Origin of the sequence: Vibrio sp. AIC-3, from assembly GCF_013114515.1 — a bacterium.
Classification (GTDB): Bacteria; Pseudomonadota; Gammaproteobacteria; order Enterobacterales; family Vibrionaceae; genus Vibrio; species Vibrio crassostreae_C.
On record NZ_VTXG01000009.1, the window covers coordinates 22,374 to 48,732 of the forward strand.

The window sequence follows — 26,359 nt, forward strand, 5'->3', positions numbered from 1 at the left end:
AAGTGTGTACTCAAAAGTCGATTAAAATGTATCACAACATTTCCAAAATGCACCTTAGCCCAACTTTCGTGATAGCCATCACACACGAAAAACACTTTCGGGTTAACAAGCACACCTTAGATCACAAAAACACCATGAATTTAAATTACAAAGCCAAATTAATGAGAATAGATATCATCAACACACGATCTAGATCACATTTTATTTTGTAATACTTAAAAATAAATAGTGATTAAAGTCACATTTAATAAAATACAGCATCTAAGATCTATATAAACCGTATAAAAGAACATCGTGTCACGTATATAAAATATGCACCCAGATGAGCAAAATAGCGATACCTGTAATTTAATTACAGGTTGAGCTACATTTTGCTAAACATACAAAACGAGACCTAACGCTCTACTAAAAACATAGACCACTGAACTGCAGTTAGCATTGATAGATGTGATATGGTATTTACCAACGCTATCGCATCATATATATATCCAACACCCATCAGCTGATCACTCCGCTATTTGAGAAAAGACTATGTCAGACAAAATTTCCACATCCGCACTCGCTAAACAAAAAGGCATAGAAGCTAAAGCTTTATTTAGCGATCTAAAAACAGCGGGCTATATAGTGCGTTCACAAGAGCGTTGGATTCTCACAGAACGGGGAGAAAGCTTTGGTGGGGAATATGTCGAACACAAGAAGTTTGGTGTCTTTATTGTCTGGCCAGAGAAACTGCTTATCGATTTGGACTCATTCTCAGGAAAAACACTCACCGCCACCCAGCTTGGCAGTGCCTTTCAACTCAGCGCAAAGAAAATCAACTTACTGCTCAACGAGCTTGGTTGGATAACAAAAGAAGAAGACGGTTGGCATGTCACCTCTACAGGCTTAAAAGCCGGAGGTGAACAAAGAGAAGACAAAGCGACTCAAAACTTATTCGTGGTATGGCACGACTCATTGGTTCGCAATAAACGTTTAAAGCAGTCTGTTGTTGAATTCCTAGGGCATGATGCTGAAAGCCACTCGACCGATGTGTCATTCTCCAGTTTTCGTCAGAAATTTGAGGCGAAGCACCGAAGCTTAGACGGGCATTATGTTCGATCAAAGGGAGAGCTGATCATTGATAACTGGCTTTATATGGCAGGAGTGGTCCATGCGTACGAGCGTCCGCTTCCGATATCAAAAGAAGTGATCAGCGATTTTTATCTACCAAGTGGCAAAGTATACATCCAGTTCTGGGGAACTGATTCTGCGCCAATCGCCGAAAATAAACGTGAAGCTACGAGAAAAATCTATGAAGAGCATGGTTTTGGTTTAATCGAAATCACGCCAGAAGATATCCCCAACCTAGACAGCGTACTTCCGCCATTATTGCGCCAATATGGTATCAAAGCGTACTAAGCTACTGAATCTAGAGATTCCACCTCCATTAAGATCACACTTATTGAATTATTATGGACATTATTAACCATAGTGATTTGATATGTTCGCTATTTTTCCCGAGTCATTCTTCTATTATCTTACACCCATCGACTTGAGCTACCGCAGATACTCGATTTATTGGGGCATGTTCGATAACTATTTAGACGTTCAATCTATTGAGATTCGTTTAAATTGGTTATCCGTTTATTGTTGACGTAACTGAACATAAAACCCTACAACATTTATTATTGATAGATATTAGGATTCAACATGACTCATCCAATCATTACTGATCTAAACACTCGTTACACAGCTAAAAAATACGATGCAGAAAAGCGCATCTCTGCGGAAGACATGGAAGTAATCAAAGAAGCACTTCGCTTGTCAGCTTCTTCTATCAACTCTCAGCCTTGGAAATTCATCATCATTGAGAGTGACGCAGCAAAACAACGCTTCCACAATACTTTCGAAAACATGTTCCAGTTTAACCAACCACATGCGAAAGAAGCGTCACACACGATCCTGTTTGCTCACGATCCTAAGTACACTAAAGAGAAATTCGCGAAGCGTGCTGATACAGAAGTAAGCTCTGGTCACTTACCAGCTGAAATGTACGAGCAATTCTTAGGTGCTTACGCATTCGCAGAAATGAACACAGACGAAACAGGTTTCAACGGTAACTGGACTAAGTCTCAAGTTTACATCGCACTAGGTAACACACTGCACACACTAGCTCGTCTAGGTATCGCTTCAACACCTATGGAAGGTGTAGATGCAGCTATGATCAGCGAAGAGTTTGCTGACGAACTAGAAGGTCACGTTGTTGATGTAGCGCTAGCTATCGGCTACCACAAAGACGGCGAAGACTACAACTACGGCAAACCAAAAGCGCGCCTAGCTCTTGATGAAGTCGTTACAACACTTTAGGGCGTGTTGACCTTTCGTGGTTAAATTTTGTTCGGATGGGGACGCCTAGTCAAAAGCGTTTTAATCGCGGTGAGGGAGAAGTAGCCTAGTCATTCTAAGCAAACCTCCCTCAACAAAGAGTAAAACGCTTTTTGCGGGGGCGCCCAGCTCGAACCCTTCGGGCAGCGTTTGCTGGTCATTTCTACTGCGTTATCGGCTTCTCATGTAGGCTAGCTACACATCGATGCCTCTGCCTTGTATAAATACCCTGCAACTCACTGCAAAAATCAGCTCGAAAGATCAACACGCACTAGTTATTGATGTGACAGAGCCCTAACCGCAGGGGTATCAGGCAAGAAAACCTCGATAAACAAGAACAAAAAAAGCCAGTCAACAGACTGGCTTTCTTGTGTTCATCTTAGTGCTATGAGCTCATCGCGTTTAAACAAAGGCGAACATTAACCGATAAACGAGATGTAACCTTGAAGGATAATCAGGTTAACGATATCGATAAAGAAGGCACCAACAATTGGCACCACCATGAACGCCTGTGGTGAAGGACCAAAACGGTTCACCAAAGAGCCCATGTTCATTACCGCTGTTGGTGTTGCACCTAGGCCGAAACCACAGTGACCACCCGCCATAACCGCTGCGTCGTAATTAGAACCCATTACTTTGAACGTCACAAAGTAAGAGAAGATACCTAACACAACCGCCTGAACCGCAAGGATAACCAAGAACGGAATCGCAAGGTCAAATATGTTCCAAAGCTTAAGGCTCATTAGCGCCATTGCTAGGAACAGTGATAATGACACCGTACCAAGAATATCGACCGTTTCGCTGTCAGTCTTATGCAGCTTAGTCACTTCAAACACGTTAGTGATGAACACACCGATAAACAACGCGTAAACGAAGTCAGGAATCATCAACCAAGAAATTTCAAAAGTCGCCACCCACTGCTCTAGGTACTTCGCACCCGTGATACAGATAAGAAGGATGAACAACACTTCAATCACCTTCTTCGCCGTCACTTTGTCTTCTTCATACTCGTTGTAAGTAACAAGTTCAGGGAAGCGTTCATGTGTTTGCGTGCCAGTGCCGTACTCAGATTCAAGCTGGTTTTTATCAATCAGCTTTTGCGCCACTGGGCTACCGATAATACCACCGATGATCAAACCAAAGGTCGCTGAAGCCATCGCGATTTCTAGCGTATTTGCAATGCCAAACGTGTCTGCAAAAGTTTGAGACCAAGCCGCGCCTGTGCCGTGACCGCCCGAAAGGGTGATAGAGCCAGCAATCAAACCCATCAAGGGTTCAAGGCCTAGTGCCGTAGCTAAGGTTACGCCTACACCGTTTTGGATAATGATGTAAACCGACGCTACCCCTAAGAATAGGAATACCTTAGCACCACCTTTTATCAGCTGCGTGTAGTTCGCCGCAAGACCGACCGTTGCAAAGAACATCAACATAAACGTGTTCTGCAGGGGCAAGGAAAACTCAAGATCAAGGCCGTTAAAGTGCAGGGCTGTAATAGCAAAAGCGACAATCAAGCCGCCGACAATGGGCTCTGGAATGTTGTACTTTTTGAGAATCGGAAGCTTTGCATTGACGAAATGACCTAGAAACAAAACACTAATCGCGATTAGGAAGGATTCTAGTGGTCCAATTGAAATTAATTGATTCATATAACCTCTATTTTTTTACGTTCTCATCTTCCCTAATGAGTCTAGTTTTATCTGTAATTATTTGTGCTGCTCTACCTATATTTATACAAACTGGAGAGAAAGTGTGGATTCGAAAAGCGAACACATTACTGCGATCGCTTAGTACCATGTTAGTAGCACGTTAACTTTTATAGGAGATAAAAGGATTTGTGACAACAATCACCTCCTAAAAGTTGAAAACGGCGTGAGTATCTATGCCGCTGACTCTGCTTTCTTAATACCTAAAAAAGCAAAAAGGAGCTATTTCTAGCTCCTCTTTCATCACCATCGCTGGTAATTAGAATTTTTTCGGTGCGTAACCAGTCATAACCTCAATGCGAAGTTCTTTACCGATCTTCGTCATTGGGTGAACAATTACGAGTCCTTTAACAGACTTTTTAAGTTTACCCATATCCGCTTGCTCAGCCTTAGTGATCTCACGGCTAAATGGCATATCAACCAGAGACTTACGCTCTTGGTTCACATCATAGCTTTCTTTGTGTTTAAGCTGGGCAATTTTCTTAGTTAGCTTCTTAATCTCTTCCTCGAACTGACGAACAACAGGACGATCATTACGAGTTTTAGCAGCATCTAACTTGTGGCGACACTTGTCTAGACGGTTGTTAATTTGTTGAAGTTCGTTTTTAACACTCATAATAATTTCCTAAGATTAAACAAGCCAATTCGGATTGGGGCGCGGAGTATAGCACAAGGGTTGTGTTGAACCGAAATTTATCTGTTAATTACCAATAGAAACGAATCACATCGACACCGCTCATTCAGCTTACTTATTCTTTGTGGCGAATCTCTAAGCGGATTATTCATTGATAGGATAGCGCCTACTTCAAAAATTGCAGTCCTCGATGCATCAAAATTCCGTCTAAACTTATACTCTAACGCAATAACTAAATAAGGGTACACAGCTTGGAGTTGTTACCCCCAGCACGACTCTGAATCGCAACGTAATCACAAGGATAGCCGATGACATTATTGAAACGAACATTGACCTGCAGCCTAGCCCTGAGTGCAATGTTTGCCACAACTTATGCATCTAGTGAACAAGCCACCCAAAGTAACCTAATCGTCGAGTACTCTACACCGCAAAATACCGAAGAAGAGCAGCTCAAACGAGAGATTCAAAGCAGTGGCGTTAATGACACCGTGGTCGACCTATCAAACCAACTCTTCATGTTTGAGAAGCCATTAACCATTCAATATGGCGGGGAAGAAGGACCACTCTACGATCCACAAACCCATCAAGTACTGATCCCTTACAGTTTTTACGCTGAGTCACTCAATTACTTTGAGAAGAACCAATACGAAAAAGAGTATGGGAAATCTGCGCAAACCGGCGCTATTGATACCTTGCTGCACACCCTGCTACACGAGACTGGGCATGCGTATATCGAAGATCAGAACATTGCCATATTGGGTAAAGAAGAAGATGCGGTTGATAACCTAGCAACCGTGCTACTGCTTAACTACGTAGAGCATGGGGCCGACGCTGCTATCAGCGCTGCAGACATGTTCGCTTTCGAGTCAGAAGACCGCCCAGAGTATTACGACTTGGGGGAATACATCGACGAGCACAGTTTCGACCTGCAGCGTTACTTCTCCACGTTATGCTTGGTGTATGGCAGCGATCCCGATGCCTATAAGAACTTGCTCGATGAAGTGGAAAACGACTATTTGAAAGACAGAAAAGAGTTCTGCGTTGAGCACTTTGACGTGATCAATGAAAATTGGCATCAGTATTTAAAAAAGAGTGACGATGCTTAGATGCTTAAAGGTTAGTGTCGAGAACTAGGAAAACGGCTTTGGCATCAAATTCCAAAGCCGTCACTCGATAGATTGGCTTAAGTCTTACGTGTTAAGAGTTAAGAGTTAAGAGTTAAGAGTTAAGAGTTAAGAGTTAAGAGCTTAAACCCTAGACGTTCACTTTGTACTTCAGATCTTGTGCTTCATCGCCCGTCATCCCTCGAAAACCCCAACAATGTGAAGGCTGCTCTTTAATGGTGATTTCAATATCAATCGGAGAGATAGAGAGCTGCTTTTCAATCTCAGAAAAGATCTTCTTGATTAGACGCTTTTTGGTGTTTACCGCTCGACCTTCCATCATGTTGATCTCAATGACGGTATAGGCTTCTGTTCTTCCTTCTGGGTAAAAGAAGTCATCCCGTTCCAATGGCACAAATCGATGTGCTCGCTTGTCATCGGGTAAACCCATTTCACTGTTCAAGCACTGCTGCAACACATTAGAGAGCTGCAACTTAATTGGATTTAAGCACTCTTTGATACCATAAATAACAATCATGACCATTCCTTTGATGCGATGTTAGGTATAGAAGAACGTCAGATATAAGCATCGTCTGGCGACTACCCATTCGCTTACTATTTGTACATATATTACATAATGACGCGTATGAAAAAAGGTAAAAACAGTGAATTTATGAACAGGTGCAACAAAATACCTATCCCTTTACGAACATAAGCCGAAGCGAATTGATCGAACACCACCCTCCCCGCGTATATCTTCTCAAATCACATTTGAACTAAGGAGTACTATGTGCCGAATTCACCTAGGAAGACCACGCGGACAGACGCCGAACCAGAAACACCCGTAGAGTCTTCTCTGGAGCTCGCTGTGTTTCCCCTCCCCATCTTCCTTTTACCGGGAGGCAGACAAAGACTGCGCATTTTTGAGCCAAAGTATCTCGCGATGGTCGCTCACGCAGCGCAGGGCGATGGTTTCATTATCGCCACTCAAGACAAATCTAACTCTGATCATCTCAGCTCTTGGGGAACAAAGGTGACCATCGTCGACTTCAATATGTCGGACGACCAGATATTAGAAATTGATGTCGAAGGCGAAAAGTTGGTGCAATTGCATGGGTCGTTTCGAGACGATGATGACCTGATTAAAAGTAAGTTCAGCTTGTTGCCTCACTGGCCTACCGATGAATATAAAGTGCCTAACGTGTTTACCGCTTTTTTGGTTCAGTTGTTTCGCGACCACGATTCGATAAGAACACTCTATCCCACTCCTGATTTTGAGAGCCCACAATGGATCTGTGCGCGATTGCTCGAAATGATGCCTATCCCACTGGAAAAGAAAACAGAATTTACTGAGCCAGCCAGTTTTCCGTCTCTAGTTCCTTTTTTGAATCAAATCATTACGGGGCAATAAGCACTTTTCTTCACTATAATTTTGTATAGTAGAAATTAATTTAAATTAAAGTGATCCCGACTTTCTCCTTTCACGTAGTGCCCATCAAATTCGCATGATGGTTAGTTACTATGCAAGTGGAAAGCAGAAGTTCAGGGAACGGCAAGGAGCATGTCATTATTCCCGATAACAAAGTACCTACAGACAACAAAGTACCGACAGAGCTCTCGAGCTGGCTGGTGTTGGTTGGTACAGACCGAGACAAGCAGGCGTTCACCTGTTTGTTCAAGTTCTTCGCTCCTAAGATCAAGCGTTTTGGTATCAGTAAGTTGGGTGGCGAAGCTGCTGCAAACGAGCTAGTTCAAGACACGATGACTAATGTTTGGAAGAAAGCACATCTCTACAATGTAGATAAAGGCGCTGCGACCACTTGGGTCTACACGGTAATGCGTAATGCAGCATTCGACATGTTGCGCAAAGTGAAAGCGAAAGCCGAACAAACGATAGCCGACGATATCTGGCCAATCGATGCGATGGTAGCCGAGTCTCAAAGCGAAGATTTGCCATTCGGTGACCATTTGATGAGCCGACACGTAATGACTCAAATAGAAAAGTTGCCTCTCGCTCAGAAAACCATCGTCAAAGGCGTTTACTTTCAAGAGCTCTCTCAAGAGCAACTCGCTCAGCAACTTGGCGTCCCACTTGGAACAGTGAAATCACGTCTGAGACTCGCTTTAGCCAAATTAAAAGTTCACATGGGGGAACAAGACCATGATTAAACATCACCCAAACGCGGCAATCTTGAAAGACTTCGTCGATGGCACGTTGGCTGATTCAGTTTCTTTGATTGTTTCTAGCCATGTAGAGCTGTGTGAACACTGCCAACAACAAGTCAAGCAGCTTACAGCTGTAGCAGCGAATAATGCTTTTGACGCAGAGCCAGTATTCTCAAATGAAGATCTAGACAGCTTCTCAATGGACGACATGGACTTTGATTTTGACGCGATAGAGCAAATCACAGCTGATACTTCTCAGTCTGTTGAAGTGACTCCAGAGGTTCAGAAAGTAACTGTTGCTGACACGACATTCACAATCCCTCGCGCTCTAAACTCAGTAGCGAGAAAGGACTGGATGAACCTAGGCAAAATTTCACGAGCAAGACTCGATTTTGCTGACGAAGCACACCACACCAGCTTGTTGCACATCGACAAAGATGGACAAGTGCCTTGCCACACCCACAAAGGCTTCGAGATCACGCTTCTTCTAGAGGGCAGTTTCGAAGACGAAATGGGCGTTTACAACAAAGGTGACTTCATCTGGTTGGATGGCAATCACACTCATCAACCGGCAACAAAAGAAGGTTGTGTCTGTTTAACCGTTTCAAGTGATGCGCTTTACTTCACAAAAGGTGTGAGCCAACTATTCAATCCACTTGGAAAATATATCTATTAACCCAGTTGCAGGCTATAAATATACAGGATGGCATAAAGCTATCCTGTATATCGTCAATACATCTGAATAAAAACAACTACGGTGTCAAAGTAAAAACACACCCAGCTCTGTAAATACGATTAGCAATGTTGAACTATAAGAAAAAGCTCAGAGCAAGAGCAAAGGAGTTGGCCAATGGAAAAGAAAATCAAAATCGGTATCAGTGCATGTGTTGCTGGACACAAAGTACGTTTCGACACAGGTCATAAACGCTCTCGTTTTTGTACAGACGACCTAGCAGACTACGTGGAATTGGAACCTGTTTGCCCAGAGATGGCTGTTGGTCTTCCAACCCCTCGTCCAACCATTCGTCAAACAAGAATGCTAGATGACATCATCCATGTTTCTCGCCCTGATGGCTCAGGTGATGTGACCAACGAACTGATCGAGTTCGGTCAAAACTACTCAAAGAAAAACCAACACATTGCTGGCTTTATTGTGTGTCAAAAAAGCCCAACCTGCGGCATGGAGCGCGTGAAGGTGTACCACCACCATGGTCGCGGCTCTGAATCGACAGGCATAGGCATGTTCACCCAACAAATTATGGACGGCAACCCGTTACTTCCCGTTGAAGAAAACGGCCGCCTTAACGATCCCATTTTGCGTGAAAACTTCATGACTCGAGTGTTCACTTACCAAAAATGGCTCGATCTTGTGGATGAAGGTGTGACCAAGCACAAACTGATTCAGTTCCACAGCGCCCACAAATATCTAGTCATGTGTCACCACGTTGAGGGTTACAAAAGCTTAGGCAAACTGCTAGCGGGTAATGATTTAGATATCGACGAACTAGCGGCTCAATACATCGAAGGCTTGATGACGGCGTTGTCTAATCACGCGAATCGAGGCAGTCACGCCAATACGCTGCATCATTTGCAGGGTTACTTTAAAAAACAACTGAGTAGCGCTCACAAGCAAGAGCTGACCAACCAGATCGCATCATTCAGAGAGGGCGTTGTTCCACTGCTAGTGCCACTGACACTGATCAATCACTACCTGATGGAATACCCGAACGAATACCTAGAATCACAGGTTTACCTAAACCCGCACCCTCAAGAACTTAAACTGAGATACGGATATTGAGCGACATACTATGGATACGACGAGACCTGCGGATTCACGATAACCCAGCGCTCGTCGCGGCAGTTGAAAACGGCGTAACGACCGCCGTTTTCATTTCAACGCCTCAAACGTGGCGGCAACACCACCTTGCGCCGATCAAAGCTGATTTCATCTATCGTCATCTAAAACAACTCGATTCCCAGCTCGCTGAATTCGGGATAACGTTGCTTCACCTGAAAGCTAGCGACTTTGACGACCAATCCAAACAGCTCATCGATTTGTGCCAGCAGCTTGATGCCAAGTGCGTCTACGCTAACTCTGAACCAGAGGTCGATGAACAAGCTCGCGATAAAAAGCTGATTTCAAGCGGCCTAAACCTGAAGATCAGCGATTGTGACGTTATGCTGCCACTCGGTAGCGTTCTCAACAAACAAGGCGAGATGTTCAAAGTCTTTACGCCCTTTAAGAACGCTTGGTTAAAAGAAGTTCAGGTGAAAGGCATCATCTGCAGTCCAGCTCCTGTCGAGTCAGCTGAACGTTCACAAACACAGCTTCCTGACGACTTACAAGCCTTAACCATCTCTGCTGACTATGATTTCGATTTTCCGCGTGTTGATTCGAGTCGCTGGCCATTAAGCCAAGATGTATTGGGCAGTGTGATCCCCAATTTCTTAGGCAATAAAGTCAACGACTACGCACGTCTGAGAGATATTCCCTCAGTTAAAGGAACATCGGGGCTATCACCTTATTTAGCGATTGGCGCCGTGAGCCCACGTTGGTTAGCGATTCAATTGATTCAGCAGCAACCCGATCTGTTATTTGATACGCAATTACCGGCCTTTTGTTGGCTCAATGAATTGATTTGGCGAGATTTTTATAAGCATTTGATGTTCCACCACCCTAAACTGGTCAAAGGTGCTAACTTTCAGCAAAAATACAATGGTTTAGATTGGTATCACGATCATCCTAGCTTCAAAGCTTGGTGCGAAGGAAAAACAGGATATCCATTGGTTGATGCCGCAATGCGTCAACTGGTTGAAACGGGCTGGATGCACAACAGACTAAGAATGGTGGTGGCAAGCTTCCTAACCAAGCACCTGCTTATTGACTGGCGTTGGGGCGAGCGTTTCTTTATGTCGCACCTTATCGACGGAGACTTTAGCGCCAACAATGGTGGCTGGCAGTGGGCTTCAAGTACTGGCTGTGATGCTCAACCTTACTTCCGAATTTTCAATCCAATCACTCAGAGTGAAAAGTTTGATCCAAAAGGAATTTTTATTCGTAAGTACATACCAGAGCTGCAAAATATCCCAGATAAGCATGTACATTTCCCACATGACTTTATCGCTAAAAACGGAATAGACAGCGAATACTGGCAACCCATCGTTGAGCATAAAGAAGCACGATTGAGAGCCTTAGCCTTCTTCAAATAATTAGAGTGAATATTATGGATAACTCTCTATGGCTTGATAACTTTCTCAACATGTATCGAGAACTCGGAACCGACAATTTCGACGTGCTTAAGACGGTTTATCACCCTGATATTGAATTCCAAGATCCGCTGCATCATGTCAGCGGTATTTCGGCGCTTACGCACTACTTCGAGAACCTCTACACCCAAGTAACCAGCTGTTACTTTCATATCGAACACACTTTCGAAGCGAACGACGAAGCTTCCGTTTACTGGACGATGCAGTTTGCTCACAAGCAATTAAATGGGCAAAAGCCAATCGAAGTACAAGGACACAGCCATCTCAAGATGCTCGACGGTCAAGTGATTTACCACAGAGACTACCTCGACGTCGGTTCTATGTTGTATGAACACATTCCAGTACTGGGCTGCGCGATAAAATCCATCAAAAAGAGAGCGAGTCGATAATGCATATTATGATTACAGGCGCGACCTCAGGTATCGGCCAATCCCTAGCTAAAGATTACGCTCAGCAAGGGCATCAGGTGATTGCTTGTGGCCGCAATCCAGACAAACTGCAAGCCTTAGTTGATTCTCACGATACAGACATCGCGCATTCATCAATTACACCGCTCTGTTTCGATCTGACTGATTACCACAACTTTCCAGAACTCGACCAAGACAAGCCGCTCGACCTGCTGATTTTAAATGCAGGTGATTGTGAGTACATCGACGACCCAGTGAACTTTGATGCCGAGCTATTCGAGCGCGTCATCAACATAAACCTAATTTCAATTGGCTACGCCCTTAAAGCTTGGTTAAAAAACATCAAGCCCGGCGGCCGTTTGGTTTTAGTCAGCTCCAGCGCCAGCTTTTTACCTTTGCCAAGAGCCGAGGCTTATGGCGCTTCAAAGGCAGCCCTCACCTACTTAGGCAGAACACTTTCGGTTGATCTGGCAACGCACAACATTCATGTCTCAATTGTACACCCTGGCTTTGTTGAAACGCCATTAACCGAGCGAAATACGTTCTCTATGCCTATGATTATTAGTAGTGAGGCCGCAACTCAGCGAATCGTAAATGGTATCGCTCAAGGAAAGAGTGAAATTGATTTCCCAAGACGATTCATCATGTTGATGAAGCTACTAAGAATGCTTCCAACTCCAGTTTGGCAAAAATTCGCTTCAAGGATGGTATAACAATGAAGAAAATCGCCATTATTGGTTCAGGTATCTCTGGACTCACTTGCGCGCATATATTAGATAAGCACCACGACGTAACAGTATTCGAAAAGAATGATTACGTTGGGGGGCACACCGCGACCGTTGATATTGAACATCAAGGCTCGGCGTTTTCGATAGATACAGGTTTCATCGTATTCAACGATCGAACCTACCCGAATTTCAATCAGCTTCTAGAACAACTCGATGTCGAAAGGCAACCGACTGAGATGAGCTTCAGCGTCCACAACACGACGACCAAGTTTGAATACAACGGCCACAGCATTAATTCGTTATTCGCTCAGAGGAGCAACATCTTCAAACCTCAGTTCTGGTCTTTAGTGTCTGACATTCTCAAGTTCAACAAGCTGTGTAAGGCTCAGTTTGAAAGCAATGAATTCACACCAGACGTTACCCTTGGCAGTTTCCTACGAGATAATCAATTTTCCGACTTTTTCAGCCAGCACTACATCTTACCGATGGGCGCGGCGATTTGGTCGACAAGCTTGGAAGAAATGGAAGAGTTTGAGCTCAAGTTCTTCATTCAGTTTTTCTACAACCATGGATTGCTCGATATCGCGAACCGTCCTCAGTGGTATGTGATACCAAAGGGATCGCGTTCTTATGTTGAAATCATCCTTTCACGCCTAAGTAAGACTGTTGCACTGAATACATCGATTAAACAAGTGACTCGCCAAGAAACAGGCGTCACGATTGAATTTGAAGATGGCAGCGCACAAGGTTTCGACGAAGTAATCTTTGCTTGCCACTCAGACCAAGCCTTACGCTTGCTTGGTGATGCAACAGAACAAGAGCAACAGGTACTGGGCGAGATCCCATACAGCCGCAATGAAGTGGTTCTGCACACCGATACTCGCTTGTTACCAGACAGAAAACTGGCTTGGGCAAGCTGGAACTACATGTTGGATGGCGACAGTAAACGACCTGCCTGTGTCACGTACAACATGAACATTCTGCAAGGCATCGAAAGCCAAGACACCTTCTGTGTCACCTTGAATCAAAGCGAAGCCATCGACCCAGAAAAAATTATTCGCAGCTTTGTTTATCATCACCCGGTACTTAATTCGAACACGGTCGAAGCTCAGCACAAGCGTGAGCAAATCTGTGGCAAAAACCAGACGCACTTTGCTGGCGCTTATTGGTATAACGGCTTCCATGAAGACGGTGTCCACAGTGCACTCGATGTGACCAAACGCTTCGGTTTAGATTTGAGTACGAGTTCCGCGCTATGAACAGTCAAACCCTGACACCCGAGATGGGGATCGCATCCGAAAAGAGTGAAGAGCTCAGCGGTATCTATTGGGGTAACGTCAGACATCGCCGCTTTGGCGACATCACTCATGAGTTCAGCTATCAGCTGTATATGATGGGGTTAGATCTTGATGAGCTGCCCCAAACCACAGCGCGCAGTGCGCTGTTCGGAACTCGTTGGTACAACCCGATTCGCTTTGTCGAATCGGATTATCTCGCTGAAAAAAAAGAAAATGTCACCACGGATGAACCAAAATCACTTAAGCAACGTATAGCTTCCAAAGTGCAACAACTTGGTGGGGTTTGGTCTGATTCAAACCGTGTGACGATGCTGGCTCAGTGCCGCTGTTTAGGCATCTACTTCAGCCCAATCAACTGTTTCTTCTGTTATGACGAGACTGGAGATTGTAAGTACATGTTGGCTGAGGTGAGTAACACGCCTTGGCGAGAAAGACACTACTATCTCATCGACATGCACCAAGAATTGAAGGTAAAAAAAGAGTTTCACGTTTCGCCGTTCATGGATTTGAACATGACTTATTTTTGGAAGATTAAGCCACCAGCGAAACGCACGTTAGTTCACATCGAAAGCCGCCGAGACGACAAGCTTTTCGATGCGACACTGGCTCTGACGAAGCAGTCAGTAACCAAGACAAACATTAGACGAACGGTATTCAAGATTCCGGCGATGACGATAAAAGTCGTGATGGGAATTTATTATCAGGCTCTCAAATTATTCCTGAAAAAAGTACCGTTTGTGGCGCATCCAGACTCAACGTCTTAAGCGCACATGAAAGAACTCAATTGAAGCTTGGGTTCGCTCCAATCAAGGAGCAGAACTCAGCTTAGTTGGCACAAAATATTAGAATGAGTTATCAGCGAGGTTTACATGGAACAGCTTGCCAAACAAAACAACAATATTGAACAACAAGCTAAAGCCGTTGCTGTTTCAAGCAACTGTAAATATCGAGCTTTAATCTTTAAGGTGTTAGAAAGCCTGCAATTCGCGACGCTCGAGATCATTGAGCGCGACCAGCATTCGGTGTTCGGTGATCGAGAAGCAGACTTGAAAGGTCGAATCGTGATTCATGATGCGACCTTTTTTAGAGATGTGGTCATCAACGGCAGTATCGGCGCATCTGAAGCCTATATCGATGGTAAATGGACCAGCCCAAATCTAACGCGTGTGATTCAAATCATGGCTCGTAACCAAGCCCAATTGGATGAACTTGATGACAAGACACAATGGATTTCTCGCATCAAAAACCTATTGCTGCGTCGTAAGAATGCCAACACCGAGCAAGGCTCTAAGCGAAATATTCTCGCCCACTACGATATTGGCAACGAGCTGTATGAGCGCTTCTTAGACAGCTCAATGCAGTACTCTTCCGCAATCTACAGCGAAGACGCAGAAACCTTGTCGAAGGCTCAACAAAACAAAATGAAAACCATCTGTGAGCGACTAGAACTGTCTGAGAAAGATAGCGTGGTCGAGATAGGCACAGGGTGGGGCGGCTTAGCCATCTTCATGGCGCAACACTACGGTTGCCACGTCACCACTACCACGATCTCAGATGCCCAACATGCACTTGCTGAACAGAGAGTAAAAGCGCTTGGTTTAACCGACAAAATCACCCTGCTCAAAGAGGATTATCGCAATCTCACTGGTGAGTATGACAAGTTGGTTTCGATCGAGATGATAGAGGCGGTCGGACATGAGTATCTACAAACCTTCTTTGAAAAATGTTCCTCGCTACTTAAGCCCTCAGGCAAGATGCTGATTCAAGCAATTACTATTGCTGACAGCCGTTACGACAAATACCGTAAAGGTGTCGACTTTATTCAGAAGTACATCTTCCCCGGCGGTTGCCTACCTTCTGTTTCAGTGATGACCCAACACCTTGCGACCAGCACCGACCTTGTGGTTCAAGAAATTGATGACATTGGCCTGCACTACGCTCGAACGCTGAATGATTGGAACATCGCCTTTGAAAATAGTTGGGAAGAGCTAGAGTCTCTCGGCTATTCAGAAGAGTTTAAACGCTTATGGACCTTCTACTTCTGCTACTGTGAAGGCGCATTCAAAGAGCGCGTGATCAGCACTCACCATGTAGTCGCAAGAAAACCTCGTTACTTTGGAGAAAAAGATGAAGCGGTTTTGGATTATTAATCTCGTACTGTTTCAAGCGACCTGGGTTTGCAGTGCTTTCTTTACCGCGCAAGCCCCGTTCGTCACACCACTGATTGTAGTGGTTCACTTCCTTCTATCACCGACTCGCAGTAGCGATTTGAAGATACTCATTTTATTACCATTGGGGCTATTGCTTGATAGCCTCTTACTCCACTTCGGTGTGTTTGCCGTCGACTCTGCAATTGCGAATCAATCGTGGTTCCCGGTGTGGCTTGTCTGCCTGTGGATCATGTTCTTAATCAGTTTTAACCACAGCCTAAATTGGCTTTTAAAATGCTCGAAAGTGATCTTGTTTGTCATAGGGTTCGTAGCAGGTACTAGTAGTTATTGGGGAGGCATCAAAGCAGGTGCTCTTCTTACTACTTGGCCAGATGCATCGGTAGTTGCTGCCCTTGCAATAAGTTGGGGGATTTTGTTGCCCTTACTGGTGGCCGCCTACTCCAACTTAATACAACCTAAAATGGCAATAACGAGGTGACTTATGGCTTATCCACGCAACCCGACACAAACGTTCAAACCTGAGCGAGGTATTGTTCGCGCTCATCAGCAAGCAAAAAACACACTTCTAAGCTTTATTACTCTCCCGTTAATCTTTGCTGCGCTGTTATTTGCCGGACACGCTAGAGCCTCTGCTGTCGATGATCTGAACAAACGTGGTGAGGGTGAAATGAGTTACCTGTTTTGGACTCTCTACTCGGCAGAATTCTACGCGACTCCAACCAACTCCGAACGAGCTTTGAAGCTTGAGTATTACCGCTCTATCGATAGCAAAGACCTCGTAGACGCTACCGAAGATCAGTGGAACAAGCTTGGCTACTCTGACAGCAACATTCAACGTTGGTTGAAACCCTTGTACGCGATGTGGCCGAACGTGGAAGAAGGAAGCACACTCACGATTCGTGTCGCTGAAGATAACGTAAGTCGTTTTTATTTCGATGAACAACCGATCGGCACCATCCAAGACAAGCAATTTGGTGAAGCCTTTCTAGCGATTTGGTTGTCTGAAAACACCTCTGAACCCGGTCTTCGTAAACAACTTTTAGGTTTGAACAAATGAATCCAAAAACAACAATAATAAAATTTGCTCTGGCATTTTTTTCACTCACTTGGCTAGTGGGCTGTGGCTCTGCAAGTTTAGAAGACCATGTCGACACTACGCCAGAGCTCAAGCTTGAAACCTTTTTTAATGGCGAGCTAATGGCCTACGGCATGGTGCTAGACCGCTCTGGTAACTTACTGCGCCGCTTTGATGCCAAACTGATCGCGACTTGGGACGGTGACAACGGAGAAATAAAAGAGTGGTTCTCTTTTGCTGATGGCGAGCGCTCAACTCGCGTTTGGAATCTGATCAAAACGGGCGAAAACACCTATTCTGGGACTGCCAACGATGTCGTTGGAACCGCTTATGGTGAAACCCAAGGTTCTGCGCTGTATTGGAAATATGATCTAGAAATTGAAGTAGACGGCAGCACCTATGAAGTGGTGCTCGATGATTGGATGTTCTTAATGGACGATAAACGCTTGTTCAACAAGACTGAGATGTCTAAGTTTGGCTTTAAAGTCGGAGAGGTCATCTTATACATCGAGAAGATTTGATGTAACTGCCGTTTCTGATTCTTAGTTTTAAAACGATGACTACATCTACAGTACGTAACAAAACAGCCCACAACGAAAATTGTGGGCTGTTTTGTTTGATCCCTCGAATAGCATACCTGCATGCTCAAGCCATTGTGCTAAGATGCGCCACCAGTATACAAATGGACTAGACTGACACTAAGCAGTCCCCATTTGTTTCGCTAAGCGTAGATTCCCTACCATGAATAATTGAAAAGGCTTTAAAGCATGAGCAAGTTGACCTCAGCGGAGCGTAAAGCTCGCGACAATGAACGTTTCTCACAACGCGTAAACGACCGCAGAGAAAAAGGTGAAGACGTAGTTGCTTACGCACTGACCAACAAAAAAGCTGTAAAATTCCTGACTAAGTCAGAGAAAAAACGTTTCAACGAAACGAGAGCGACTCTGCAAGAAGAGAAGCGAGTGAAAGAACAAGAAGAGCTTAACCGAATCGAAGACGCGTTCACGATCAAACAGTTCGACGACGAATAATCACTTATGATTACTCAAAAGCGCTGGCTCTATGCCGGCGCTTTTACTTGTTAGTTCTGCTACTTTTTGGCTGTGTTATTTCTGACCAAACCAGTCGATTCTTAACGACTTTCCCCACACTCTTATTCCCCTACGGCTCAACCGATCACCCAAGCTATCAACCAGGCTATCGATCAACTTTAGCCATAGATCTCAGAAAATCTTAGCCTAGCCCCTTACTATCTCGAATCAACTCTACAAACTTAAGACAGTATGATTTTAATTACCGGATCAAGCAGCGGTTTAGGCGCAGCGCTCGCGATACAATACGCTAACACTGCAACAGACGCTCAGCGTGTAGCCATTACAGGTCGCAACGCACAACGTTTAGCAGAAGTAGCGCAAGGCCTACCTGCGAATACCATTAGCCAAGCGTGTGATCTCTGTGACCCGCACTCAGTGAGTGAGTTATTGGATGCGTTACCTGAAATGCCTAAACTGGTGATCCACAGTGCTGGCAGTGGCTACTTCGGTAAAATAGAACAGCAAGATCCAACCACCATCAGCGACATGCTGAAGAACAATATCGAGTCTTCGATCTTTTTGATTCGCGAGCTTGTGCAGCGCTACAAAGATCAATCGGTCACCATTGCAGTGGTGATGTCGACGGCGGCCCAAGGTGCTAAAGCGGAAGAGTCCACCTACTGCGCGGCAAAATGGGCCGTGAAAGGCTTTATCGAATCGGTGAGGTTGGAGCTAAAAGGTCACCCGATGAAAATCGTGGCGGTTTACCCTGGAGGAATGGCGACCGAGTTTTGGAATACAAGCGGTAAAGACATGGATACCTCAAGCTTTATGACCGCGCAAGAAGCCGCTCAGATGCTACAACAGGCGTTGACCAGCACAGAGCATGGCTTCGTATCAGACATCACGATAAACCGCGGCTAGTGCTTAGATAGAGCTACAAGGAAATAGAGCCGCGAGACAATTATTTGTGAGGGTGAGCATGAAAGTGTGCGACAATGCTCGGCGTAAATTCATATTCAAGGTTTATTATGAAACTTCTAGTTCGTAACCTATCGCGCTCTACATCTGAGCAAGACATCCGTGTGCTATTTTCTGAGTTTGGCTCAGTAAAAGAGTGCAGCCTAGTTTTAGACCAAGAAACTGGCGACTCAAAAGGCTTTGCTTTTGTTGAAATGCCAGAGCAAGAAGAAGCTAAAGCGGCACTAAACAAGCTGAACTTGTCAAAGCTTGGCAAAAACACGATTCGTGTAAAAGTAGCGAACTCTTAATCGATTCAATGCTTCATAAGCCGCATGGCTTAGCTTAACAGCAGCACAGATGATAAAGCCCGTAACGATATGACGTTTTCCAGCGCAATATCGTTACGGGCTTTTTGCTGCTCGCAATTCTCTTTTCACACGATTTGAATACGCCTACAGACCTTCATGTTCATCAATAGCACGTCTTGCTTCGGCCATTGAACATCCAGATTCCATCACTAGCTGAGCCACAGTCATTGAAGGTGTAGCAGCCAACAGAGATGCCAAACACACCACCGGTTTAGGCAGCACTTTGTCGATTGCAATTGCTATCCAACCGTCTTTTTCATGGGTTAACATCGTTTTAAATTCAACGAGTTGATACTCTTGAGCGACCAACAGCCAATTACGCGAACGACGAACTCGTTTCAACTGACATCCACATTCCGCAGCATTCACCATCACTTGGCTTTTATCACTCACACGATGTACAAAACTATTCAATGGGACGCTAAACATAACTCTCTGCTAATCAATCTATTCCTACCATTCAAGAGCTCTCTACCTATCTCTCAAAACTTTCTAACTGTCACTCAATTAAAACCGTACGTAGGATTACACAGACACAAAAAAACCGCCAGTGATGCACTAAGCAACCTCGCGGTTTTTGGATGTTAACGTGTGTGGTTTACGCTTTAGTTTCTACCACAATGTCCGTTTTTACCGAGTTCGCGATAAAGCAGTTTTTGTGCGCCAAGTGGTGCAGTTTGTCGAGCTGCTTGGCGGTGGGCTTTTTGGTACCTAAAAACACAATTTTAGGGCGCAGAGTCACCTTAGTGACCGATGAGCGGCCAGATTCATCTTCTTCCAGCACACCAATCGCATCATCGACATAGGAGTCGATCACGTACTTCTGCTTTGCGGCAATGCCCAAAAACGTCAGCATATGGCAGCTAGAAAGTGCCGCGATAAACGCTTCTTCTGGATCAACATTCGCTTCCACCGAAAACGGCAGTGGCACAACATGTGGAGAGGACGAAGCAGGCACAGTGACACCACCATCGAACTCCCACGTATGACCTCGACTGTATTGATTGTCGCTAAAGACTTCATCTTCTGCTTTTTTCCAGCGAATGATCGCTCCGTATTCAGACATAATTCCTTCCTTTTTTATGCTCAATAAATTAACGATCAGCTGGATGATTGACACCATCGTTGGTCACCACATCACCAATATCAAAAGGGTTCACCCCTTCCAAACAACCAATATTGAACCCGTATTCATTTGGGCTAGAGCGACGTTGATGGTGGGTATAGATACCGCAGTTCGAGCAAAAGTAGTGCTTCGCGGTGTTGGTATTGAATTGATATAACTTGAGATGCTCGGCACCTTTGAGGATCTTGATGCCATCCAGCGCAACAGAGCCCACAATCGCTCCCCTGCGACGACAGATAGAGCAATCACAGCGGCGTGGTTTTTCTATCCCGTTAGGTAAGCTGAACTCTAGTTCAACCGCACCGCAATGGCAGGTTGCCTTGTGAAAAGGTTGGATAACCGTATCTCCGACGACTTTCATTTTTCTCTCCAATCACATCCTTATGTTGGTCGTATCATAACCAGTTCAATGTTCTCTGTCCGTACCCGGGTGTTGAGTTCGAGAGATCTGTCATGCGCTGCTTCTCGGCTAATCTAACTAGACTTTTCAACCAAATCGCCAAACCGCTCAAACAAGAAATCAAGAAACAACCGGATACGCTTGGGCTGATATTTCTTGCTGATGTACACCACATTCAAATCGGCACTCGACACCGACATCGCGGTGTTGAAGTTCTTCATGTAGCCATTAAGTAGCGTCACAAGGCGTTGGTTATTGATGTCATCTTGCACATCGAGTACCGACTTCAACGCAATCCCTTCTCCTTGCAATGCCCAGTATCGAATCACTTCACCATCGTCTGAAAAGCGCTTCGGCACAACCGTCACAGCCTTCTTCATATCATGATCTTGAAAGTGCCATGTCTTGAGCTCTTCATTGCTACGCAGCATAGCCAAACAGTCATGTTCAACCAAATCTTGTGGCTTGATCGGCGTGCCGTGTTTGGCGAGATATTCTGGTGAAGCACATAGCACACGGCGGCTTGGTGATAAGCGTCTAGAGATCAAACTACTATCAACCAATTCGCCGTAGCGGATCACGATGTCCATGCCTGATTCGGCGATATTCGATAGGTTATCGTTCAAATACAGATAGGGAATAACGTCTGGATACTGCTGACAAAATTCCGACAGAATAGGAAGGATGTACTGCTTTCCAATGTCTTTAGGTGCTGCAATCTTTAGTGGGCCTTTAACCTCTTTAACGCCATTTTGAATCAGGTTTTCAGCCTCGCTGACGTTATCCAATATCTCCAGACACGCCTTGTGATACAGCTCCCCAGAGTCAGTTAAAGACACGTGTCTTGTGCTTCGGTTCAGCAGCTTCACACCATAACGCTCTTCCAACGCCTGAAGCCTTGCTGTCATGGTCGCAGGAGAAAGCCCTAACTCTCGCCCCGCCGCAGCTAACCCATGATGCTTAACAATACTGACGAACATCGCCATATCTGAAAACTTGTCCATCCACCTCTCCTACTATTCAGTTAATCCGAATAATGATTTTATATTTTAGCCAATTATCAAATTTAGTCGAATAAATATAATGACAACCATCAGCAAAACACGCAGGAATTCAGAACATGAACAACGAAATTACAAACCAAGAAAAGCACACATTCGTCATCATTGGTGGAACATCAGGTATCGGCAAAGCATTAGCAATGCAATTGAGAAACGAAAACAACACAGTACACATTGCCAGCCGACACACCGGCGTTGATATCAGCAATGAGAAATCGGTTTGTGAATACTTCGAATCGATCGGTGCATTTGATCACTTGGTGATAACCGCGGGTTCATACGCCCCCGCAGGAAAAGTGACAGACGTTGCGATCGCAGACGCAAAAGCAGCATTTGATACCAAGTTTTGGGGAAGCTTAAACGTAGCCAAGCACGCCGCACGTTACATGACTCCAAACGGCTCAATCACGCTAACCACGGGCATGCTGTCACGCAAAGTGGTTGCTGGTACTTACGTAAAAACCGCGATTAATGCCGCGCTAGAGAGCGTAACTAAGGTACTTGCCAAAGAGCTATCACCGATTCGAGTCAACGCGGTCAGCCCCGGCCTTACGGTGACCGAGGCTTACAAAAACATGGACGATTCAGCTCGCTCAACCATGTACGACAACGCGAAAAGCAACCTACCAGCAGGCAAAGTCGGAGAGGCTAAAGATATCGCAATGGGCTATCTATTCGCGATTAACAACCCATACGTAACGGGGTCAATCATCGACATCGATGGCGGTGCTCTACTCGGCTAACACTTCGCAAAGAAGCAAAGAAGCAAAGAAGCAAAGAACAATCGTTAGGGCGTGTATCTAAACGTCCTAACAAACAAGAATTAACACAGGTATTTCACTATGAAACCAGAAGCGATCCATAAAGAAAAGATCCCATTCCAAGTTTGGATACTGACACTCGCAGCTTTTGCCATCGGCACCGCTGAGTTTGTTATCGCAGGCATCCTTCCACAAATTGCCACATCCCTTTCGATCACCGAAGGTCAAGCCGGCTACCTAATTAGTGCTTACGCATTGGCTATCGTTATTGGTGGCCCGATCTTAACCATCTACCTCGCACGTTTTAACAAGAAGATGGTACTGATTGGCTTAATGGCTTTGTTCATCATCGGCAATATCTTGTCAGCCTTAGCTCCTAGCTACCCACTTCTACTTGCAAGCCGCGTTATCGCAGGTTTAGTGCAAGGTCCTTTCTATGGCATAGGTGCAGTTGTCGCGACCAATTTAGTGTCTGAGAAAATGGCAGGTCGTGCTGTTGGTCAGATGTTCGCTGGCTTAACGCTCGCTAACGTTCTTGGGGTTCCCGCAGGAACTTGGGTGAGCTTGCAATTCGGTTGGCACACCACTTTCTTTACCGTGGCAGCACTTGGCACCATCGCCATGATTTCAATCTTAACGTCAATAAAATCTTCAGGTCACAGCGAAGCGAAAGACATCAAAACTCAGCTGTTGGCATTCAAAAATCCAATGCTTCTCATCAGCTTGGCGATCACCGCTTTTGCTTGGTCTGGCTTCATGACGCTTTACGGCTACCTTGCGCCTATCGCCATGCACATCACGGGTTACGGTCAAGAGTCTGTTACTTGGATCTTAGTGATTGTGGGTGTCGGCTTAATTATCGGTAACACCTTGGGCGGTCGCTCTTCAGATAAAAATCTAGGCAAAGCTTCAATGTATTGGGCAGTCGCGATGATCGCTTCACTGATTGTGGTAGGCCTAGTGGTAGACAACAAAATCCTATTCGTTGCAGCTGCATTTGTCTTTGGTATTGCATCATTTGCGAACGTTCCCGCTATGCAACTTCGAGTGATGAACCACGGTGGCGAAGGCCAAGAGTTAGCAGCAACCGCCAATATCTCAGCGTTTAACCTAGCGAATGCCTTCGGTGGATTCCTTGGTGGCATGGTACTCGACAGCCAGTTAGGCGCTGGAATGATTCCATTCGCAGCCGTTGTTGTCCCAGTGATTGGCTTGCTACTTATCGCCAAAGCTAACCGAGCTGAAAAGCCACAGAGCAACTCTATTTTCAGCCCAGCAGAAAGCAAATAACGCGACTTATAGCCCCAATACAAAAAGAAAGATCACAGCATTAAAACAAGGTAGAAACCATGAACAAATTATTCGAAGCATCAGAACTGAAAGGCCTAGCACTACAAAACCGCGTGGTTATGGCACCCATGACACGCGCTCGTACTAGCCAACCTGGAAACGTGCCAAACGACATGATGGCAACCTATTACCAACAACGCGCAAGTGCAGGGCTGATCATCACGGAAGCAACGCAGATCTCTGATGACTCTCAAGGTTACTCATTCACACCCGGCGTTTATACCGATGCACAAATCGAAGGTTGGAAGTCAGTAACAACAGCAGCAAAAGCACAAGGTGCCGCGATATTCTGCCAGCTATGGCATGTAGGCCGAGTATCACACCCTACCTTTCAAAAAGGCGAGTTACCGATTGCACCTTCTGCATTAGCTCCAATAGAAACGCAGGTTTGGATCTCTGATGAGAATGGTAACGGCAACATGGTGGATTGCATCCAACCAAGAGAGATGACCCAAGCAGACATCGATCGTGTTGTTCAAGATTTTGCTAACTCAGCGAAAAAAGCAGTCGAGGCAGGGTTCAACGGAGTGGAAATCCACGGTGGTAATGGCTACCTGATTGACCAGTTCCTAAGAACCAACTCAAACAAACGCACCGACAACTATGGTGGCAGTCGTGAGAATCGACTTCGCTTTCTAATTGAAGTCGTGGATGCGGTAATTGAAGCGATTGGTGCTGACAAAGTGGGCGTACGTTTAGCCCCATTCATCACCTTCAAAGACATGAACTGCCCAGACATAGTGCCAACGATTTTAGAAGCGTCGAAGGCACTTCAAGATCGAGACATCGCTTACCTGCACCTATCAGAAGCCGACTGGGATGATGCTCCAGTTATCCCTGAAAGCTTCCGTGTCGAACTAAGAGCCTTGTTCTCTAACACCATCATCGTTGCCGGCAGCTACACACCACAACGCGCCGAAGAAGTGTTGAGCAAAGGCTACGCTGACCTTGTCGCATTTGGTCGCCCATTCGTTGCTAACCCAGATCTAGTTTCACGCCTACAAAACGGCAGCGAACTATCAGAGCTCGACGGCGCCACCCTGTTCGGTGGCAACGAAAAAGGCTACATCGATTATCCAGTGTTGTAGTGAATCTTAAATTGATAGAACTGCCTTAGATTTTCCTTCAGGCAAAAGAAAGGCTCGCATGACTAGTGCGAGCCTAATGCAGTTTAGGGGGTAAACCACAATCTGATATTAATCTGGGACTAATTATTTAACTTATGAGCCATTATGCACTTGTGCGCATTGATATTCTATTTTTAAATGATTCACTGCAATTAATCAATCGATAAAAGTTAGCGTTTGGTCAATTTAAACCACATAGGTAACAGTGATTTAGTGAGTGATGTCTAGAAAACCATCATAAAACCCATAAAAATCAGATCTATAAACTTCTCATTTGCCAATACCCTTCACCATTTGTCGCGAGTTGGCTGTGTAAATAATCAAGCGTATCCGCGACCGTTCCCGCAATGCCTTGGGGAGGATTGAACAACAGTAAACCACTACCGATCAGGCGATCATCCCCCTTAGGATCACGAAGGCGAAGCTCCGACTTAATAGGACTTGGCAGCAAACCATCTTTCACTGCGGTCACACAGTGGTTCAAAATCAGTGAGCTCTTGTCATCCGTGTAGAGCGGGTACCAAATTAGTGCAGATACCTTCTCAGATTGCTGATACGCCTTAACCAAGGCATCAACCACCGCGAGATATTCTGAATCGGTTTCATAGGGTGGGTCGATAACAATCAGATGGTGGTTGTCATGTTTAGCAACGTCATCAGGTAACGCTTTAAGCCCATCACCTGCGCTAATCGTAAGCTTGCTTGAAATATCTAAGTTACATTGTAACTTCTCAATATTGGTTTGCAGTAAATCAGCTTCATCTTGCTGAATGTCTGAAAAATAGAAGCTATCTTGGCTGCGACCTTGTTGGTAAGTGATGGCAGCAGAACCCGGATACAAAGAGATAAGTTGATTCGGATTGTAGTATTCCAGTACCGACATAAAAGAAGCGAATGCCGGAGGAAGATAAGCCTTATTGCGCCACAAGTACCCGACCCCTTCAGCAAACTCACCGGCGTGATTACTTGGTGCGGTGGTGAGGTCATAACACCCTGTACCTGAGTGCGTGTCGATAACGTTGAGGCGTGAATGCTGCTGCATTAATGACTGAACAAGTGCACTCAATACTGGATGCTTCAGTGCATCACCATGGTCGCCTACATGACATTGATGTCGATATTCCATTCCCTTGCCTCATTTCTACTAACGTCATCTAAACATACTTCATATCATGAGGACTTGCCTGCTCAATCCATCGTTTTTTGAAATAGGCTCTCTTTTCTGTAACTGTTTGACTCTTATAAAAAATAAA

General features: G+C 45.1%; 30 protein-coding genes. 22 read left to right on the plus strand and 8 right to left on the minus strand.

All coding sequences use genetic code 11. From position 1 onward, the window contains the following. Positions 1-531: 531 nt before the first annotated feature. Positions 532-1,398, plus strand: coding sequence for a hypothetical protein (locus tag F0229_RS08595; protein ID WP_017070219.1), 867 nt, complete (start codon positions 532-534; stop codon positions 1,396-1,398). 291 nt (positions 1,399-1,689) lie between these two features. Next, positions 1,690-2,346: an NAD(P)H-dependent oxidoreductase gene (locus F0229_RS08600; protein WP_017061511.1), complete on the plus strand. Its 657-nt coding sequence runs from the start codon at positions 1,690-1,692 to the stop codon at positions 2,344-2,346. Between the two features lie 437 nt (positions 2,347-2,783). Here the strand turns inward: F0229_RS08600 and gltS are convergent, their stop codons facing one another. Beyond that, a complete protein-coding gene (gene gltS / locus F0229_RS08605; protein ID WP_017060972.1) occupies positions 2,784-4,010 on the minus strand; it encodes a sodium/glutamate symporter in 1,227 nt (408 codons plus the stop codon). A 316-nt stretch (positions 4,011-4,326) separates the two neighbouring features. Further along, positions 4,327-4,683: a YibL family ribosome-associated protein gene (locus F0229_RS08610; RefSeq protein ID WP_017060971.1), complete on the minus strand. Its 357-nt coding sequence runs from the start codon at positions 4,681-4,683 to the stop codon at positions 4,327-4,329. A 326-nt stretch (positions 4,684-5,009) separates the two neighbouring features. Between F0229_RS08610 and F0229_RS08615 the strand changes: the two genes are divergently transcribed. Beyond that, the gene (locus F0229_RS08615) at positions 5,010-5,807 is read left to right on the plus strand and encodes a DUF4344 domain-containing metallopeptidase (protein ID WP_017060970.1); all 798 of its coding nucleotides are present in this window, start codon (positions 5,010-5,012) and stop codon (positions 5,805-5,807) included. A gap of 148 nt (positions 5,808-5,955) precedes the next feature. Here F0229_RS08615 and F0229_RS08620 read toward each other — a convergent pair whose 3' ends face one another. Beyond that, on the minus strand, positions 5,956-6,342 hold the full coding sequence (locus F0229_RS08620; protein WP_017060969.1) for a tautomerase family protein: 387 nt from the start codon (positions 6,340-6,342) through the stop codon (positions 5,956-5,958). 252 nt (positions 6,343-6,594) lie between these two features. Between F0229_RS08620 and F0229_RS08625 the strand changes: the two genes are divergently transcribed. From F0229_RS08625 to F0229_RS08700, 16 genes are all read left to right on the plus strand, one after another. Beyond that, positions 6,595-7,215: an LON peptidase substrate-binding domain-containing protein gene (locus F0229_RS08625; RefSeq protein ID WP_017065084.1), complete on the plus strand. Its 621-nt coding sequence runs from the start codon at positions 6,595-6,597 to the stop codon at positions 7,213-7,215. A 110-nt stretch (positions 7,216-7,325) separates the two neighbouring features. Then, a complete protein-coding gene (locus F0229_RS08630) occupies positions 7,326-7,973 on the plus strand; it encodes a sigma-70 family RNA polymerase sigma factor (protein WP_017060967.1) in 648 nt (215 codons plus the stop codon). Further along, entirely contained in the window at positions 7,966-8,646 is a 681-nt protein-coding gene (locus tag F0229_RS08635) for a ChrR family anti-sigma-E factor (RefSeq protein WP_017060966.1), read from the plus strand. The genes F0229_RS08630 and F0229_RS08635 overlap by 8 nt, the downstream gene beginning before the upstream one ends. 174 nt (positions 8,647-8,820) lie before the next feature. Further along, positions 8,821-9,768: a DUF523 and DUF1722 domain-containing protein gene (locus F0229_RS08640; protein WP_171732640.1), complete on the plus strand. Its 948-nt coding sequence runs from the start codon at positions 8,821-8,823 to the stop codon at positions 9,766-9,768. Further along, positions 9,765-11,180: a deoxyribodipyrimidine photo-lyase gene (gene phrB / locus F0229_RS08645; protein ID WP_171732641.1), complete on the plus strand. Its 1,416-nt coding sequence runs from the start codon at positions 9,765-9,767 to the stop codon at positions 11,178-11,180. Before F0229_RS08640 ends, phrB begins: the two co-directional genes overlap by 4 nt. Before the next feature lie 14 nt (positions 11,181-11,194). Continuing rightward, positions 11,195-11,626 carry a nuclear transport factor 2 family protein gene (locus F0229_RS08650; protein WP_050647550.1) on the plus strand — a complete coding sequence of 144 codons (432 nt, stop codon included), beginning with the start codon at positions 11,195-11,197 and terminating at the stop codon, positions 11,624-11,626. Next, the gene (locus F0229_RS08655; RefSeq protein ID WP_171732642.1) at positions 11,626-12,357 is read left to right on the plus strand and encodes an SDR family NAD(P)-dependent oxidoreductase; all 732 of its coding nucleotides are present in this window, start codon (positions 11,626-11,628) and stop codon (positions 12,355-12,357) included. Before F0229_RS08650 ends, F0229_RS08655 begins: the two co-directional genes overlap by 1 nt. A 2-nt stretch (positions 12,358-12,359) precedes the next feature. Next, the gene (locus F0229_RS08660; RefSeq protein ID WP_102428126.1) at positions 12,360-13,631 is read left to right on the plus strand and encodes an NAD(P)/FAD-dependent oxidoreductase; all 1,272 of its coding nucleotides are present in this window, start codon (positions 12,360-12,362) and stop codon (positions 13,629-13,631) included. Further along, positions 13,628-14,434, plus strand: coding sequence for a DUF1365 domain-containing protein (locus tag F0229_RS08665; RefSeq protein ID WP_017061280.1), 807 nt, complete (start codon positions 13,628-13,630; stop codon positions 14,432-14,434). Before F0229_RS08660 ends, F0229_RS08665 begins: the two co-directional genes overlap by 4 nt. Before the next feature lie 105 nt (positions 14,435-14,539). Then, positions 14,540-15,820 carry a cyclopropane-fatty-acyl-phospholipid synthase family protein gene (locus tag F0229_RS08670; protein ID WP_017061279.1) on the plus strand — a complete coding sequence of 427 codons (1,281 nt, stop codon included), beginning with the start codon at positions 14,540-14,542 and terminating at the stop codon, positions 15,818-15,820. Continuing rightward, positions 15,798-16,319, plus strand: coding sequence for a DUF2878 domain-containing protein (locus tag F0229_RS08675; RefSeq protein WP_171732643.1), 522 nt, complete (start codon positions 15,798-15,800; stop codon positions 16,317-16,319). The genes F0229_RS08670 and F0229_RS08675 overlap by 23 nt, the downstream gene beginning before the upstream one ends. 3 nt (positions 16,320-16,322) lie before the next feature. Then, a complete protein-coding gene (locus F0229_RS08680) occupies positions 16,323-16,898 on the plus strand; it encodes a chalcone isomerase family protein (protein WP_017061277.1) in 576 nt (191 codons plus the stop codon). Beyond that, entirely contained in the window at positions 16,895-17,437 is a 543-nt protein-coding gene (locus F0229_RS08685) for a DUF3833 domain-containing protein (RefSeq protein WP_017061276.1), read from the plus strand. The genes F0229_RS08680 and F0229_RS08685 overlap by 4 nt, the downstream gene beginning before the upstream one ends. 246 nt (positions 17,438-17,683) lie before the next feature. After that, positions 17,684-17,947 carry a hypothetical protein gene (locus F0229_RS08690; protein WP_017061275.1) on the plus strand — a complete coding sequence of 88 codons (264 nt, stop codon included), beginning with the start codon at positions 17,684-17,686 and terminating at the stop codon, positions 17,945-17,947. A 252-nt stretch (positions 17,948-18,199) separates the two neighbouring features. Beyond that, positions 18,200-18,874 carry an SDR family NAD(P)-dependent oxidoreductase gene (locus tag F0229_RS08695; protein WP_171732644.1) on the plus strand — a complete coding sequence of 225 codons (675 nt, stop codon included), beginning with the start codon at positions 18,200-18,202 and terminating at the stop codon, positions 18,872-18,874. A gap of 107 nt (positions 18,875-18,981) precedes the next feature. Further along, positions 18,982-19,221, plus strand: coding sequence for an RNA-binding protein (locus F0229_RS08700; RefSeq protein ID WP_017061273.1), 240 nt, complete (start codon positions 18,982-18,984; stop codon positions 19,219-19,221). A 144-nt stretch (positions 19,222-19,365) separates the two neighbouring features. Here F0229_RS08700 and F0229_RS08705 read toward each other — a convergent pair whose 3' ends face one another. The 4 genes from F0229_RS08705 to F0229_RS08720 all read right to left on the minus strand — a co-directional run bounded on the left by F0229_RS08705 (position 19,366) and on the right by F0229_RS08720 (position 21,811). Beyond that, positions 19,366-19,710, minus strand: a complete 345-nt coding sequence (locus F0229_RS08705; RefSeq protein ID WP_017061272.1) for a ribosome recycling factor family protein — start codon at positions 19,708-19,710, stop codon at positions 19,366-19,368. 169 nt (positions 19,711-19,879) lie between these two features. Then, a complete protein-coding gene (locus F0229_RS08710) occupies positions 19,880-20,347 on the minus strand; it encodes an OsmC family protein (RefSeq protein WP_017065091.1) in 468 nt (155 codons plus the stop codon). A 28-nt stretch (positions 20,348-20,375) separates the two neighbouring features. Beyond that, positions 20,376-20,768 (minus strand): GFA family protein, encoded by a 393-nt coding sequence (locus F0229_RS08715; RefSeq protein ID WP_017061270.1) that lies wholly within the window; start codon positions 20,766-20,768, stop codon positions 20,376-20,378. Positions 20,769-20,881: 113 nt separating this feature from the next. Continuing rightward, entirely contained in the window at positions 20,882-21,811 is a 930-nt protein-coding gene (locus F0229_RS08720; protein WP_171732645.1) for a LysR family transcriptional regulator, read from the minus strand. 116 nt (positions 21,812-21,927) lie between these two features. Between F0229_RS08720 and F0229_RS08725 the strand changes: the two genes are divergently transcribed. The 3 genes from F0229_RS08725 (at position 21,928) to F0229_RS08735 (ending at position 25,067) form a co-directional block, all read left to right on the plus strand. Next, positions 21,928-22,611: an SDR family oxidoreductase gene (locus tag F0229_RS08725; protein ID WP_171732646.1), complete on the plus strand. Its 684-nt coding sequence runs from the start codon at positions 21,928-21,930 to the stop codon at positions 22,609-22,611. A gap of 99 nt (positions 22,612-22,710) precedes the next feature. Next, positions 22,711-23,919, plus strand: a complete 1,209-nt coding sequence (locus F0229_RS08730) for an MFS transporter (RefSeq protein ID WP_171732647.1) — start codon at positions 22,711-22,713, stop codon at positions 23,917-23,919. Positions 23,920-23,978: 59 nt separating this feature from the next. Continuing rightward, positions 23,979-25,067 carry an alkene reductase gene (locus tag F0229_RS08735; protein WP_171732648.1) on the plus strand — a complete coding sequence of 363 codons (1,089 nt, stop codon included), beginning with the start codon at positions 23,979-23,981 and terminating at the stop codon, positions 25,065-25,067. A gap of 298 nt (positions 25,068-25,365) precedes the next feature. Here F0229_RS08735 and rlmJ read toward each other — a convergent pair whose 3' ends face one another. Beyond that, the gene (gene rlmJ / locus F0229_RS08740; protein WP_171732649.1) at positions 25,366-26,232 is read right to left on the minus strand and encodes a 23S rRNA (adenine(2030)-N(6))-methyltransferase RlmJ; all 867 of its coding nucleotides are present in this window, start codon (positions 26,230-26,232) and stop codon (positions 25,366-25,368) included. Positions 26,233-26,359: the final 127 nt, after the last annotated feature.